Source organism: Nocardioides carbamazepini, from assembly GCF_024614185.1.
GTDB classification, from domain to species: Bacteria; Actinomycetota; Actinomycetes; order Propionibacteriales; family Nocardioidaceae; genus Nocardioides; species Nocardioides carbamazepini.
In genome coordinates, this window is the sequence record NZ_JAHTLF010000025.1 from 253,154 (window position 1) to 267,075 (window position 13,922).

Sequence of the window (13,922 nt, forward strand, 5' to 3'; positions counted from 1 at the left end):
GCGGGCCAACTACGATCGCCCCATGAGCGGTGGCTTCGTGTGGGCGTTGGGCGACGTCGAGGGCTGGATCAACGTCGGCATCGCCTTCGTGCTGCTCGTGGTCAAGATCTTCGCGTTCGTCAGCTCGCTCCTCTACTCGGGCGAGTCGTACGTCGCCGCCGACAAGCTCAACAAGCCGACCTGGACCGCGATCCTCGGCGTGGGCGTGCTGCTCCAGGTGGTGCCGATCAACCTGTCGATCATCAACCTGGCGCTGCTGGTCGCCGCGCTGGTCTACCTCGCCGACGTCCGTCCGGCCCTCGCCGGTCTGCGACGCCGCTGAGGAGCACGGGGACGCGTCAGTAGGGTCGGGGACATGAAGGTTCTCGTGACTGGCGGCGCCGGCTACCTCGGATCGATCACGGCCAAGGCGCTGGAGGAGGCCGGGCACACGCCGGTCATCCTCGACTCGCTGCTGAGCGGGCCCCGGGCCTACGTCGGCGACCGGATCTTCTACGAGGGCGACATCGCCGACCGGGCGCTGCTCGGCCGGATCGTCGCCGAGCACCCCGACCTCGACGTCACCGTGCACATGGCCGCGCGGATCGTCGTACCGGAGTCGGTGGAGCAGCCGTACGGGTACTACCGCAACAACGTCGCCAAGTCGCTGGAGATGTTCGACGAGCTCACCGCCCTCGGCAAGCCGCGGATCCTGTTCTCCTCGACCGCCTCCCTCTACGCGCTCACCGCGGCGTTCGAGGTCACCGAGGAGGACCCGGTCGACCCCACCTCGCCGTACGCCCGGACCAAGCGGATGATGGAGCAGGTCCTCGAGGACCTGGCCCGGGCCACCGACCTGCGGGCGATCATCCTGCGCTACTTCAACCCGATCGGCGCCGACCCGGACCTCACCACCGGCTACCACCTGCGCGACGCGACCCATGTCGTGCCGCTGATGGCGCAGACCGCACTCGGCTTCCGCGAGTCCTTCACGCTCACCGGCACCGACCACCCCACCCGCGACGGCACGGGCATCCGCGACTACATCCACGTGTGGGACCTGGCCCGTGCGCACGTCCGCGCGGTCGAGGAGTTCGACGCCGTGCTGCAGAAGGTCGGCGCGCCGGCCACCTACATCAACCTCGGCGCCGGCGACGGCGTCACCGTCCGCGAGCTGCTCGCCGCCGTCGAGCGGGTCGTCGGCCGGCCGATCCCCGTCGTCGAGGCGCCGGCCCGGCCGGGAGACGCCGCCGGCGCCTTCGCCAACGCCGACAAGGCCGCCGAGCTCCTCGGCTGGCGCACCGAGCTGTCGCTCGACGAGGCGATCGCGTCGGCTCTCGCGTGGGGTGAGAAGCGCAAGGACGTGCTGGGGTACGCGTGACCAGGGCCGTCGCCGTCCTGCTCGCCGTCGCCGTCGCGGTCCTGGCCGCCGGCAACGGATCGTGCCGATGAGCCTGCGACGAGGCGGCCGAGCCGTTGGGCCGGCGTACCGAGTTGTCCCACGACCCGGCGATGGCCCCTGTGTTCGCGCCGAGTGCTCGGGCCGCGACCGCGTATCCTGGGCGGATGAGCGCTGACGCCCCCGACATGGTGAGCATCCCGCGCGCGGATCTGGAGGCGCTGCAGGCAGAGTTGCGGCGCCTTCGCCAGCGAGAGGGCGATCGGCTCGCCGTCACTCGGATGAATGCCGACTCGGAGCCTAGTCCCGACGAGCCCGGACGGGTGTTCACACGGACAGACCTCGCGCAGGCGTGGGGAATCAGTGGCTGATCGGCTCGTCCGATTCCCCGGATCGGCGTGGGCCGAGATCGAGGCACTGCCTCACCCCCTGCGCTGGGCCGTCCAACGGGCCATCTTCTCGTTGCTCGATGAGCCCGTGCCGTTGTTGGCGGAGCCGTTTCCCGCCGATGAGCCACTCGCCGGCGCCTACCGGTTGCACCTGCCCTCGGACGGCGCGACCGTCTGGTACGTCGTGGCCGAGCGGGGTGGCATCGAGATCATCAGCATCCAGCTGGTCCGCGTTGACACGTAGTCTCGAGCGACGCTGGCCTCTCGGAGCGGGTGACGGCGGACGTCCTGTCGGCACCTGTGTGCTGCGGCGGTGGCGCCGAGCGGCCGACTCCTCGTCGTGATCTCCCCGTAGGGTGGTCCGGTGCCTCGCCGTGTCGCTGTCGTGACCGCGCTGTTGGCGACGGGGCTGCTTCTGGGCGGGTGCGGTGACGGGCGGCCGGACGGCGGCGACGGCCCGGTGGGCCGGACGTCGGCCACGACGGACAGCAGCAGCGCCGCCCCGGCGAGCTCGCCCACGGCCCCACCGACGCCGACGCCGACGCCTACGCCGAGGCCGCTCGCGGGTCGCGTCGTCGTCCTCGATCCCGGTCACCAGCTCGGCAACGCCCGCTTCCCCGCCGAGATCAACCGGGAGGTCGACGCCGGCGGGTTCGACAAGGCCTGCAACACCACCGGCACCTCGACCGATGACGGCTATCCCGAGGCCACCTTCACCTGGGAGGTGGCGGTCGAGCTCCGCAAGCGGCTGCGGCGGCTCGGCGCCCGGGTGCTGCTGACCCGCGACGAGAACTCCACCGGCGCCTGGGGACCGTGCATCGACGAACGCGGGCGGATCGGCAATCCCGGCGAGCCGGGCCCGGACGCCGACGTCCGGGTGAGCATCCATGCCGACGGCAACCGGTCGTCGGCGGCCCACGGCTTCCACGTGATCCGGCCGGGGCAGCGCGAAGGCTGGACCGACGACGTGCTCGTCCCCTCCGAGCGGCTCGCGGTCGCCCTGCGCGACGCCCTGGTCGCCGCGGGGTTCTCGCCGTCGACCTACCTCGGGGAGGACGGGATCGACGTCCGGACCGACCTCGGGACCCTCAACCACTCCGACGTCCCGGTCGTCATGGCCGAGCTCGGCAACATGCGCGACGCCGACGACGCCGTGGCGATGGAGCGCGCCGCGGGCCGCCAGCGCTACGCGCGGGCGCTGGCGACCGCGGTCCGCGCCTTCCTCACGAGCTGAGGGCGCGGTATGCGGGCCGGGAGGCCGGGGTACGGCCCAGGCATGAGGCTCGACACCATCCGACCGATCTACGAGTCCGCGGGACCGTTCGTCACGTTGCACCTGGACGTCAGTCGGGACAGCGAGGATGCCCGGCAGCAGCTCGACGCGCGCTGGACCACCGCACGGCACGAGCTGGAGAGACTCGAGACCGGAGCGCGGCTGCGGGCCGAGCTCGAGGAGCGGTTCCGCGCGCCGACGCATCTCGCGGGCCCGGCCCGACGCACCCTCGTCGCGGCGGGCGACGAGGTCCTCCTCGACGACGTCCGAGCGGGGACCGGCTCGTGGCCGGAGTCGGTGGTGGCGGGCCCGCTGCCGGATCTCGCCCCCTGGCTCGCCATGGCGGACGGTCAGGTCCCCTTCATGGTGGTGCGGGCCGACCGGGTCGGCGCCGATCTCGAGCTCTACCTCGCCGCGAACCAGGCCGCGACCGACGAGCTCTCCGTCGACGGCTCGACCCTGCACCTCACCAAGGTGCCCGACGGCGACTGGGCACAGGACCGCTACCAGCAACGGTCGGAGAACCAGTGGCACGAGAACGCCCGGCTCGCGGTCGAGGCGATCGAGGACGTGCTCGCACGGCACGAGGTGCGGGCCGTGTTCGTGGCTGGCGACGTGCGGGCCCGCAGTGACATCGCGGGCATGCTGGAGCAGCGCGACGATCTCGCCGTGGTCGTCGTGGAGGCGGGTGGCCGCGCGGCCGGTGCCTCCGACGACGCTCTCTGGCAGGAGGTGCGACCCCAGCTCGCCGCTCTCCAGGCCCGGGAGATCGACGACCTGGCGCAGCGGCTGGCGCGCGGTCTCGCCGTCGCCGAGGGGGTCGTGACCGGTCCCGATGCCGTTGCCGACGCACTCGCCCGGGGCGCCGTCGACCACCTGGTGCTCGAGCTGGGCGACGCGCGGGCCGTTCGGCTGACACCGGAGGAACACCCGGGCCTGGCACTGCCCGACTCCGCCTTGAGCGCGCGGGAGCTGCCCGCCGATCTGGTCCTCCTCGGCGCGGCCGCGCTCACCGACGCCGCGGCCTCCGTCGTACCGTCGGAGCTGCCGTTGCCCCGCGAGCTCGCGCTGGCGTCCGGGACGGCGGCCCTCCTGCGGTGGGACGACCGCTCGCCGTCCTGAGCGCGGTGCGGCCGTTCAGTCCCGCGTGTGCTTCCCGACGGGCGGCATCGCCACCGGCGCGGCCGGCATCCGGGCCGGGCCGGGGATCGGCTCCGCGGCCTGCCGCTTCGGGCGGCGGGTGTGGCGTTCGATGTGCGGACATCCGCGCGGCCCGTGTTTGAGCACGCATCGCACCTTGCGTCGGAAACGGCGAAACGACATGACCAACTCCAGAGGGGAGGGAGCACCCACAATTCCCGAGACCCCTTGACGGTAACACCGTGTACCTGGTTGGGGAGGCGAACGGCGGGGTCGATGCGAGAGGTAGGTTGAACGGCATGGGGATCCGGGCGGGCCACTGGGACGACTGGGCCCTCGAGGGGCTGCTGGGGCAGAAGGCGGCGACCGGCCACCGGGTCAGCCTCGTGGTCCCCGCCCGCAACGAGGCGGCCACCGTCGGCGCGGTCGTGGCACGGGTGCGTGAGGCCCTGATGGAGACCGTGTCGCTCGTCGACGAGATCGTGGTGATCGACAGCGACTCCGTCGACGACACCTACGCCGTCGCCGAGTCGGCCGGCGCCCGGGTGCACCGCTCCGCCGAGATCCGTCCCGACCTCGGCACCCATCCGGGCAAGGGCGAGGCGATGTGGAAGTCGCTGTTCGTCACGAGCGGTGACCTGGTCGTGTTCATGGATGCCGACCTCCACGACTGGGACACCCACTTCGTGCCCGGCCTGCTGGGCCCCCTCCTGCACCACCCGGAGGTCCAGCTGGTCAAGGGCTTCTACGACCGCCCCGGCGCCGACGGCCCGCTCGAGGGCGGCCGGGTCACCGAGCTCGTCGCGCGGCCGCTGATCGCGCTGCTCTTCCCGGAGCTGGGCGAGCTCGTGCAGCCGCTCGCGGGGGAGTGGGCGGTGCGGCGGGACTGGTTCGCCGGGCTCCCCGTCCCGACCGGGTACGCCGTCGAGCTGGCCGCGCTCGTCGACACCGTCCGCGCCGCCGGCCCGTCCGCGATCGCCCAGGTCGACCTCGGCGTCCGCGCCCACCGGCACCAGGCGCTGCGCGACCTCGGCGGCATGGCGACCCAGATCCTCGCGGCGGCCCTGACCCGGGCGGGTGCCGCGGCTCACCTACCGGATGCGTCCCCGGAGAGCCCGGACGGCGACGATTCCGGTCGTTGCGTGGCGACCCAGGCGGTGCTGCGGCAGTACCTGCGCGGACTCGAGCCGGTGGAGCGCGTCGTACCGACCCTCGAGCGACCCGCGGCGGAGGCGTACCTGTGCTGAGACTCGGACGGCACGCGTTCGGTGACGACGAGGCGCTGATGATGGCGATCGTCAACCGGACGCCGGACTCCTTCTTCGACAAGGGCGCCACGTGGGCCGAGGACGCCGCGTTCGACCGGGTGGCCGAGGTGGTCGCCCAGGGCGCGGAGATCGTCGACATCGGCGGGATCAAGGCGGCGCCCGGCGTCGAGATCTCGGCGGTCGAGGAGAAGGCACGGGTCGTCGACTTCGTCGCGCGGGTGCGTGCGACGTACCCCGATCTCGTGATCTCGGTCGACACCTGGCGGGCCGAGGTCGGCGCCGCCGTGTGCGCGGCCGGTGCCGACGTCCTCAACGACGCCTGGGGTGGCGCGGACCCGGAGCTGGTCGACGTCGCCGCGGAGTACGACGCCGCGATCATCTGCACCCACACCGGCGGCGTGACACCGCGGACCCGCCCCTACCGGATCGAGTACGACGGGCCGGGCGGGGTGGTCGCCGCCGCGATCGCCGACACCGTCGCCTACGCCGAGCGCGCGCTGGCAGCGGGCGTCGCGCGGGAGTCGATCGTGATCGACCCGGCCCACGACTTCGGCAAGAACACCTTCCACTCGCTCGAGGTGACCCACCGGCTGGGGGAGATGGTCGCGACCGGCTGGCCGGTGCTGGTGTCGCTGTCCAACAAGGACTTCGTGGGCGAGACGCTCGGCCTCGACGTCGGCGAGCGGCTGCTCGGCACGCTGGCTGCCACCTCGGTCTGCGCCCTCGCCGGCGCCCGGATCTACCGGGTGCACCAGGTCGTCGAGACCCGGCAGACCGTCGACATGGTGTGGTCGATCGCCGGGCGCCGCCCGCCGCTGCGCGCGATCCGGGGCCTTCAGTGATCGCCCTGGTGCCGGGAGTCCCGGCCCTGCTGCCGTCGTACGCCTCGCTGGACGACCCGGTGGCCGAGCTGCGGGCCGCGTGCCTCGAGGTCGTCGCCGGGCTCGGCCCGCGGGTGCGGGTGCGCGCCTCGGGGCCGTCGGCGGCGCGCGTCGCCGCCGCGCTGGTCGAGGCCGTCGGAGCCGCGGTCGTCGATGACGCCGGGACGGGCGAGACCGGTGTCCTCGTCGTCGGCAACGGCTCCGCGAAGCGCACCGAGAAGGCGCCCGGCCACTTCGACCCGCGCGCCGAGGAGTTCGACGCCGCGCTGCGGCGTACCTTCGCGGGCATCGACGCCGACCTGGCGGCCGAGCTGTGGGCCGACACCGGGTGCCTCGGTGGGTTGCCTCCGTTGGCCGAGGCCACGGTGCTGTACGACGACGCGCCGTTCGGCGTGCAGTACTGGGTCGCGCTCTGGGCCTGACCCGCCACACTGTCCGCATGGACGTACGGAACCGCCCGGGCTGGCAGGTCGCCGCGATCGGCGCCGCCGGCTTCGTCGTGCTGCTGTGGGGGATCGAGCTCGTCGACGTCGCCGCCTCCCACCGGCTCGACGGCTGGGGGATCCGGCCGCGGTCGGGCGAGGGCCTGCTCGGCATCCTCGCCGCGCCGCTGCTGCACGGCGGCTGGGGGCACCTGGGCGCCAACACGGTGCCGGCGCTGGTCCTCGGCTTCCTCACGCTCGCGACCGGCATCGGCCGCGGCCTGGCCGCGACCGCGATCATCTGGCTCCTCGGCGGTCTCGCGGTCTGGCTGGTCGCGGGTGGCAACTCGGTGCACCTCGGCGCGTCCGGGCTGATCTTCGGCTGGCTCACCTATCTCGTGGTCCAGGGCTTCGTCGACCGCAAGCCGGGCGAGATCGCCATCGGCCTGGGCGTCCTGGTGATCTACGGCGGCGTGCTCTGGGGCGTGCTGCCCGGCCAGGCCGGTGTCTCCTGGCAGGGACACCTGTTCGGGGCGGTGGCCGGCGTCGTCGCGGCCCTCGCCGTGAGCGAGCGGCGCCGAGCGGCGACGGTGTGAAGCCGCTGCGCTGGCCCTGGCTGTGGGCCGGGGCCTGGGTCGGCCTGCTCCTGGTCGTGGTCGCGCTGTCCCTGGCGCCGCCGCCACCGTCGCCCGACGTGCCGCAGGGCGACAAGTGGCAGCACCTCCTGGTGTACGCGAGTCTCGCCGCGGTGGCCGTCCAGGTCTTCCGTCCTGGTCGCGCGCTGCTGCTCGCCGCGCTGGTCGTGGTGGCGCTGGGCGCGGGCCTGGAGCTCGCGCAGGGCGCGCTCACCGACGACCGGATGATGGACGGCCGCGACGCCCTCGCCAACACGATCGGCGTCGGGCTGGGACTCCTCACCAGTCGGACGCGGGCGCGGGACCTGCTGCTGCGCGCCCTGGGAGATCCCGCGGCCAGGTGACGCCTGCTGCGCGCCGCGATGCACGGGCGCCGGCGGCGTTGGCGTCGCTCGAGGGGCGGCCCAGCACGTCTTCGCTCCGCCGCCTTGCCATCACCCGTGTCTCACGACGCTCGCGTCGGCATCACCTGACCGCGGAATCTCCTACCCTCTCGGACGTGAGTGCTGACGACCTGCTGATCGAACGCGACCGGCTCGGCCCGGGCGTCCTCGAGGTGACCTTCAACCGACCGGAGCGTCGCAACGCCTTCACCACGGACATGTACACCCACCTGCGCGCCCTGTGGGACCGGACCGCGGAGGACCGCTCGGTGCGGGTCGTCGTGCTGCGCGGCGCGGGCGGCAAGGCGTTCGCCGCCGGCAACGAGATCAGCGACTTCCTCGAGGCCGACGCCGTCGACTACGAGAACTGGATCCGGGAGATGTTCGACCGGCTCTGGGCGCTCCCGCAGGTCACCATCGCCGCCGTCGACGGCGTCTGCGTCGGCGGCGGCCTCGCCGTCGCGACCCACTGCGACCTGCGCGTGGCGACCGAGTCCTCCCGGTTCGGCTACCCGATCGCCCGCACCCTCGGCAACGCCCTCTCCGGCACGGTCCTCTACCGCTGCCAGGCGATCTTCGGCGAGTCGCTGACCCGCGAGATGCTGCTGGCCTCGCGCCTGGTCACCGCGGACCGGGGGTACGCCGTCGGGGCGCTCGCGGCCGTCGTACCGGACGCCACGGCGCTGGACGCCGAGGTCACCTCGCTCGCGGAGGGGATCGCCCAGGCCTCGCGGGTGACGATCGAGACCACCAAGCACCAGCTGCTGACCCGGGCGCGCCCGGCCGAGGCCTCGATCGAGGGCGAGGAGGCGCTGCTGCGGGAGGTCTACGGCGGACCGGACTTCGCCGAGGGCGTCCGCGCGTTCCTCGCGAAGGAGAAGCCCACCTTCACGCGGTGACGCTCGTGCCCAGCGCCGCGGCGAGCGCCGCGACCTGGTCCGCCGGCGGGTCGTAGCCGGGGAAGTAGCAGCAGACCCGGTCGACGCCCGGGACACCGCCGAAGCGGCGGTGGATCTCGGCCGCGCACTGCTCGGGCGTGCCCGCGACCGCGATCGTGTCGAGCATCGTGTCGTCGACGAGGGCGACCATGGCGGCAATGTCGCCGGTCTTCGAGAGCCGGTTGAGCTCGAGCTGCAGGTCCGCCCAGCCCTCGACCTCGAGCACGGGAAGGTACGACGGCGTCGAGCCGTAGAACGCGAGCAGCGCGCGTACGCCGGCCCGTGCGCCGCTCACCTCGGCGTCGGTGCGGCCCATCGCGACGATGGCCTGAGGGTGGACGGCGAAGTCCGCTGCTGGGCGCCCGGCGCGGGCGAGGCCCTCGGCGACGGCCGGGAGCGTGCGCTCGTGGAAGTGCCGGTGGCTGTGGAACGGCATCACGAGCAGCCCGTCGGCCACCTCGGCCGCGGTCCGGGTCATCAGCGGGCCGAGGGCGCCGAGCAGGATCGGCGGGAGCCCGAACGGGTTCGGCCCGGGCACGAAGGTCGGCGGCATCAGTGTGTGGGTGGTGTGCTCGCCCCGGAACTCCAGCCGGGTGCCGTCCTGCCACGACCGCAGGATCGCCGAGACCGCCAGCACGATCTCGCGCATCCGGGCCGCGGGCGGCGACCACCGGGCGCCGTACCTCTTCTCGATGTGGGGCCGGATCTGCGAGCCCAGGCCGAGCCGGAACCGGCCGCCGGACATGAGCTGGAGGTCCCACGCCGTGTGTGCCAGGTGCATCGGTGAGCGGGGCATCGCGATCGCGACATTGGTCATCAGGTCGGCATCGACCCGCCCGGCCACCGCCGCGAGGGGCAGGAACACGTCGTGCGGGCCTTCGAAGGTGAACAGGCCGGCAGCGCCGGCCCCGGCCAGCTCGCGGGCCCGGATCAGGGACCGGTCGGCGCGGGCGTCCAGCTGCAGGTCGAGGAGCACGGGCCCCATCCAACCGCGACCCGGGCCCGCCCGTCAGCGGTCCGGGTCAGTTGGTGTTGACGATGTAGACGTCGCACGGCGCGTGATGGGCCACCGCGGCGGGCACGCTGCCGAGGACGCGGGCGATGCCCTGCATCCGCCGGTTGCCGACGACGATCAGGCTGGCGCCGAGCCGCTCGGCCTCGGCCAGGAGCACGTCGGCGGGCCGGCCCTGGACCGCGGCGCTGGTGACCCGGCCGGAGCCGGCGTCGAGCCGGGCCGCCGTGCGGGCGGCGATGTCGGCGCTCTCCTCGGCGATCGAGACGGACAGGCGGGCGTCGCCGGTCTCGACCTCGGCCGCCTGGTCGCGGACGTAGGCGCACACGACATGGAGCGCCGCGCCGTAGGCGGCGGCCAGCCGCGCGGCGGTCATGGCCGCGCGCTCGGCACGTTCGTTGCCGTCGACGCCCACGACGATCAGGTCTGCCATCCTCGTCACCTTCCGCTGGTCCGGGATGTCCCGGAGACGCCAACCATCCTATTGATGATTATGAATCGCGCAACCTGCCCGGGTCAGACGCCGTCGCTGGGAACGGTCCAGGTGTCCCCGCTGTCGAGGAGGTCCTGCAGCTCACCGCGGCCGCGGGTCGCGATCGCCTCGGCGACCTGGGCGCGGGCCTGGTCGTCGTAGGTGGGTCGCTGGACCTGGCGGAAGATGCCGACCGGCACGGGGGAGTCGGGGTCGGCGTCGAGCCGCGAGAGGGCGAACTGGCGCGACGGGTCGATCTCGCCCGGGTCGTGGGCCCAGGTGCGCCCGGCGGCGGTGACCTCGAGTCCGGGCTCGAGGCGCAGCAGGTGGTCGGCGGCGGCCGGTCCCTTGAGCGCCTCGAAGGCGCCGTCGTTGAAGATCGGGCAGTTCTGGTAGATCTCCACGAAGGACGTGCCGCGGTGGGCGGCGGCGGCGGCGAGGACGGCGGTGAGGTGTTTGCGGTCGGAGTCGATGGTGCGGGCCACGAAGGTGGCTTCGGCGCCGAGGGCGAGGGAGACGGGGTTGAAGGGGTGGTCGATGGAGCCCAGGGGGGTGGACTTGGTGACCTTGCCGGTCTCGCTGGTGGGGGAGTACTGGCCCTTGGTGAGGCCGTAGATGCGGTTGTTGAAGAGCAGGATGGTCATGTTGACGTTGCGGCGTAGGGCGTGGATGAGGTGGTTGCCGCCGATGGAGAGGGCGTCGCCGTCGCCGGTGACGACCCAGACGGAGAGGTCTTCGCGGGCGGTGGCGATGCCGGTGGCGATGGAGGGTGCTCGGCCGTGGATGGAGTGCATGCCGTAGGTGTCGAGGTAGTAGGGGAAGCGGGAGCTGCAGCCGATGCCGGAGACGAAGACGATGTTCTCGCGGCGTAGGCCGAGGTCGGGGAGGAAGGACTGGACGGCTTTGAGGACGGCGTAGTCGCCGCAGCCGGGGCACCAGCGGACCTCCTGGTCGCTGGAGAAGTCCTTCGCCGTCAGCGTCGGTGCCGGCAGGTCGATGGCGGTCATGCGGTGGCCTCCGCGGTGGTGGTGACGTGGGCGAGCAGGTCGGCGGCCAGCGCCTCGGCCCCGAAGGGCAGTCCGCGCACCGTGGTGATCGGCCGGACGTCGATGAGGTACTCCGCGCGCAGCAGGCGGGAGAGCTGGCCGAGATTCATCTCCGGGCACACGACGCGGTCGTAGCGGCGCAGGATCTCGCCGAGGTCGTGGGGGAGCGGGTTCACGTGGCGCAGGTGCACCTGGGCGATCGCATGTCCCGCGGCCCGGACCCGGCGGCAGGCGGCGCCGATCGGGCCGTAGGTCGAGCCCCAGCCGATGACCAGGACCCCGGCCTCGCCGGAGGGGTCGTCGACCTCCAGCGGCGGGAGGGAGTCGGCGATGCGCCGGACCTTCTCGGCGCGGATGCGGACCATGCGGTCGTGGTTGGCCGGGTCGTAGGAGATGTTGCCGTGACCCTCGCCCTTCTCGAGGCCGCCGATGCGGTGCTCCAGGCCCGGGGTGCCTGGGATCGCCCAGGGGCGGGCGAGGGTGTCCTCGTCACGCAGGTAGGGCCAGAAGTCCCGCTCACCGTCGCCCCTGTCGTGGTTGGGGCCGGTGGCGAAGTCCGGATCGATCCGGGGCAGGGTGGCGACGTCGGGGATCGCCCACGGCTCCGACCCGTTGGCCAGGTAGCCGTCGGACAGGAGCATCACGGGGGTGCGGTGGGTGACCGCGATCCGCGCCGCCTCGAGCGCCGCGTCGAAGCAGTCCGAGGGGGACTGCGCCGCGATCACGGGCATCGGCGCCTCGCCGTTGCGGCCGTACATGGCCTGCAACAGGTCGGACTGCTCGGTCTTGGTCGGCAGCCCCGTCGACGGTCCACCGCGCTGGACGTCGATGACGACCAGCGGGAGCTCGGTCATCACGGCCAGTCCCATCGCCTCGGACTTCAGGGCCACGCCGGGACCCGAGGTCGCGGTCACGCCGAGTGCGCCGGCGAAGGACGCGCCGACGGCGGCGCCGATCGCGGCGATCTCGTCCTCGGCCTGGAAGGTCGTGACGCCGAAGCTCTTGTGCTTGCTCAGCTCGTGGAGGATGTCGGAGGCCGGGGTGATCGGGTAGGCGCCCATCAGCACCGGCAGCCCGCTCAGCCGGCCGGCGGCGACGAGTCCGTACGAGAGCGCGGTGTTGCCCGTGATGTTGCGATAGCGGCCGGCGCGGACCGGCGCCGGCTTCACGACGTACGACACCGCGAACGTCTCGGTGGTCTCGCCGAAGCTCCAGCCCGCCCGCAGCGCGGCGATGTTGGCGTCGCGGATGGCCGGCTTGGTCGCGAACTTGGCCGCCAGGTGGGCCTCGCTCCCGTCGACGTCGCGCCCGTAGAGCCAGGAGACCAGGCCGAGGGCGAACATGTTCTTGGAGCGCGCCGCGTCCTTGCGGGAGAGCCCGAACTCCTTGACCGCCTCGACCGTCATGCCGGTGAGGTCGAGGGCATGCACCGCGAACTCGGCCAGCGTGTCGTCCTCGAGGGGGTTGACGTCGTACCCGACCTTGGCGAGGTTGCGCGCGGTGAAGTCGTGCGTGTCCACGATGATCGTCGCCCCGCGCCGGAGGTCGGTCAGGTTGGCCTTCAGCGCGGCCGGGTTCATCGCCACGAGCACGTCGGGCCGGTCGCCCGGCGTGAGGATGTCGTAGTTGGCGAAGTGCAGCTGGAAGCTGCTGACGCCGGGGATGGTCCCCTGCGGCGCGCGGATCTCGGCGGGGAAGTTCGGCAGGGTGGAGAGGTCGTTGCCGAAGACGGCCGCCTCCTGGGTGAAGCGGTCTCCGGTCAGCTGCATCCCGTCGCCGGAGTCGCCGGCGAAGCGGATGACCACGCGGTCGAGCTCGGTCACGGTCGAGGACACGGTACTCCTATCTCTGATAATGATTCCAATGTAATGTCGGCTCGAAGGGGTGTCAATCGAGTAGGAGTCCCATGTCGCAGAGTCCGTCGGTCGCCCTGGTCACGGGAGGGGCGCGCGGGATCGGCGCCGCCCTCGTCGAGCGGATCGTCGCCCAGGGCGGGCAGGTCGTCGTCGCCGACATCGACGAGCGCGCGGGACGGGCGCTCGTCGGACGTCTCCGCGGAGGCGCCCGGTTCGTGCCCTGCGACGTGACCGACGAGCGGCAGGTCGCCGCCGCGGTCGACGCGACCGCGGCCCTCGGTCCGGTCGACGCCGTCTTCGCCAACGCCGGCGTGGTCGGCGTGACCGGCCGGATCGAGGAGACCGGCCTGGCCGACTTCCGGCGGACCATGGACCTCCTGCTGACGAGCGTCTTCCTCACCGTCAAGCACGGGGTCCGCGTGATGCGTCCGCAGGCGCACGGCTCGATCGTGTGCACGGCGAGCGTCGCCAGCGTCCGGGGCGGGCTGGGCCCGCACGTCTACACCGCCGCGAAGCAGGGGGTGAAGGGGCTCGTCGAGTCGGTCGCGGTCGAGGTCGCGCCGTACGGGCTGCGGATCAACGCGGTCGCACCGGGCGGCACGGTGAGCTCGCTGTCGGCCGGCCTGATGGGCGACGCCGACGACCTCGCGACGCCGTACCGGCGGCTGGCGGAGGCCTCGTCGAGCGGCATCCCGACGACGGCGGACGACGTCGCGGCGGCCGCGCTCTTCCTGGCCACTGCGGCCCGGGTCAACGGCGCCTGTCTCGTCGTCGACGGCGGGGACGACGTCCCGGCCGCCAGGGGGCGCAGCTACTACGGCTGATCTGC

General features: G+C 72.9%; 17 protein-coding genes. 13 read left to right on the forward strand and 4 right to left on the reverse strand.

From position 1 onward, the window contains the following. Positions 1-22 precede the first annotated feature (22 nt). From KVF89_RS27255 to KVF89_RS27310, 12 genes are all read left to right on the forward strand, one after another. Positions 23-322: a DUF2516 family protein gene (locus KVF89_RS27255; RefSeq protein WP_257430277.1), complete on the forward strand. Its 300-nt coding sequence runs from the start codon at positions 23-25 to the stop codon at positions 320-322. A 33-nt stretch (positions 323-355) separates the two neighbouring features. Then, on the forward strand, positions 356-1,360 hold the full coding sequence (gene galE / locus KVF89_RS27260) for a UDP-glucose 4-epimerase GalE (protein ID WP_257430278.1): 1,005 nt from the start codon (positions 356-358) through the stop codon (positions 1,358-1,360). A 185-nt stretch (positions 1,361-1,545) separates the two neighbouring features. Then, complete coding sequence (locus KVF89_RS27265) at positions 1,546-1,749, forward strand: hypothetical protein (protein ID WP_257430279.1); 204 nt, start codon at positions 1,546-1,548, stop codon at positions 1,747-1,749. Beyond that, on the forward strand, positions 1,742-2,011 hold the full coding sequence (locus KVF89_RS27270; protein ID WP_257430280.1) for a hypothetical protein: 270 nt from the start codon (positions 1,742-1,744) through the stop codon (positions 2,009-2,011). The genes KVF89_RS27265 and KVF89_RS27270 overlap by 8 nt, the downstream gene beginning before the upstream one ends. 120 nt (positions 2,012-2,131) lie before the next feature. Beyond that, positions 2,132-3,001 carry an N-acetylmuramoyl-L-alanine amidase family protein gene (locus tag KVF89_RS27275; RefSeq protein WP_257430281.1) on the forward strand — a complete coding sequence of 290 codons (870 nt, stop codon included), beginning with the start codon at positions 2,132-2,134 and terminating at the stop codon, positions 2,999-3,001. A 42-nt stretch (positions 3,002-3,043) separates the two neighbouring features. Continuing rightward, entirely contained in the window at positions 3,044-4,162 is a 1,119-nt protein-coding gene (locus KVF89_RS27280) for a baeRF2 domain-containing protein (protein ID WP_257430282.1), read from the forward strand. 317 nt (positions 4,163-4,479) lie between these two features. Then, positions 4,480-5,427 carry a glucosyl-3-phosphoglycerate synthase gene (locus tag KVF89_RS27285; protein WP_257430283.1) on the forward strand — a complete coding sequence of 316 codons (948 nt, stop codon included), beginning with the start codon at positions 4,480-4,482 and terminating at the stop codon, positions 5,425-5,427. Further along, positions 5,421-6,290: a dihydropteroate synthase gene (gene folP, locus KVF89_RS27290; protein ID WP_257430284.1), complete on the forward strand. Its 870-nt coding sequence runs from the start codon at positions 5,421-5,423 to the stop codon at positions 6,288-6,290. Before KVF89_RS27285 ends, folP begins: the two co-directional genes overlap by 7 nt. 8 nt (positions 6,291-6,298) lie before the next feature. Then, on the forward strand, positions 6,299-6,751 hold the full coding sequence (locus KVF89_RS27295; protein WP_257430285.1) for a class III extradiol ring-cleavage dioxygenase family protein: 453 nt from the start codon (positions 6,299-6,301) through the stop codon (positions 6,749-6,751). Between the two features lie 17 nt (positions 6,752-6,768). Continuing rightward, positions 6,769-7,347: a rhomboid family intramembrane serine protease gene (locus KVF89_RS27300; RefSeq protein ID WP_257430286.1), complete on the forward strand. Its 579-nt coding sequence runs from the start codon at positions 6,769-6,771 to the stop codon at positions 7,345-7,347. Further along, positions 7,344-7,730 carry a hypothetical protein gene (locus tag KVF89_RS27305; RefSeq protein ID WP_257430287.1) on the forward strand — a complete coding sequence of 129 codons (387 nt, stop codon included), beginning with the start codon at positions 7,344-7,346 and terminating at the stop codon, positions 7,728-7,730. Before KVF89_RS27300 ends, KVF89_RS27305 begins: the two co-directional genes overlap by 4 nt. A 155-nt stretch (positions 7,731-7,885) precedes the next feature. Beyond that, positions 7,886-8,668, forward strand: a complete 783-nt coding sequence (locus tag KVF89_RS27310; protein ID WP_257430288.1) for an enoyl-CoA hydratase-related protein — start codon at positions 7,886-7,888, stop codon at positions 8,666-8,668. On the opposite strand, the gene KVF89_RS27315 is transcribed toward KVF89_RS27310, so the two are convergent. From KVF89_RS27315 to KVF89_RS27330, 4 genes are all read right to left on the reverse strand, one after another. Further along, positions 8,658-9,683 (reverse strand): TIGR03617 family F420-dependent LLM class oxidoreductase, encoded by a 1,026-nt coding sequence (locus tag KVF89_RS27315; protein ID WP_257430289.1) that lies wholly within the window; start codon positions 9,681-9,683, stop codon positions 8,658-8,660. The genes KVF89_RS27310 and KVF89_RS27315 overlap by 11 nt on opposite strands. A gap of 46 nt (positions 9,684-9,729) precedes the next feature. Continuing rightward, positions 9,730-10,152: a universal stress protein gene (locus KVF89_RS27320; protein ID WP_257430290.1), complete on the reverse strand. Its 423-nt coding sequence runs from the start codon at positions 10,150-10,152 to the stop codon at positions 9,730-9,732. 83 nt (positions 10,153-10,235) lie between these two features. Then, positions 10,236-11,198, reverse strand: coding sequence for a 2-oxoacid:ferredoxin oxidoreductase subunit beta (locus tag KVF89_RS27325; RefSeq protein WP_257430291.1), 963 nt, complete (start codon positions 11,196-11,198; stop codon positions 10,236-10,238). Further along, positions 11,195-13,072, reverse strand: coding sequence for a 2-oxoacid:acceptor oxidoreductase subunit alpha (locus KVF89_RS27330; RefSeq protein WP_257430292.1), 1,878 nt, complete (start codon positions 13,070-13,072; stop codon positions 11,195-11,197). Before KVF89_RS27330 ends, KVF89_RS27325 begins: the two co-directional genes overlap by 4 nt. 71 nt (positions 13,073-13,143) lie before the next feature. On the opposite strand from KVF89_RS27330, the gene KVF89_RS27335 reads away from it, so the two are divergent. Next, positions 13,144-13,917, forward strand: a complete 774-nt coding sequence (locus tag KVF89_RS27335; RefSeq protein ID WP_257430293.1) for an SDR family oxidoreductase — start codon at positions 13,144-13,146, stop codon at positions 13,915-13,917. Positions 13,918-13,922: the final 5 nt, after the last annotated feature.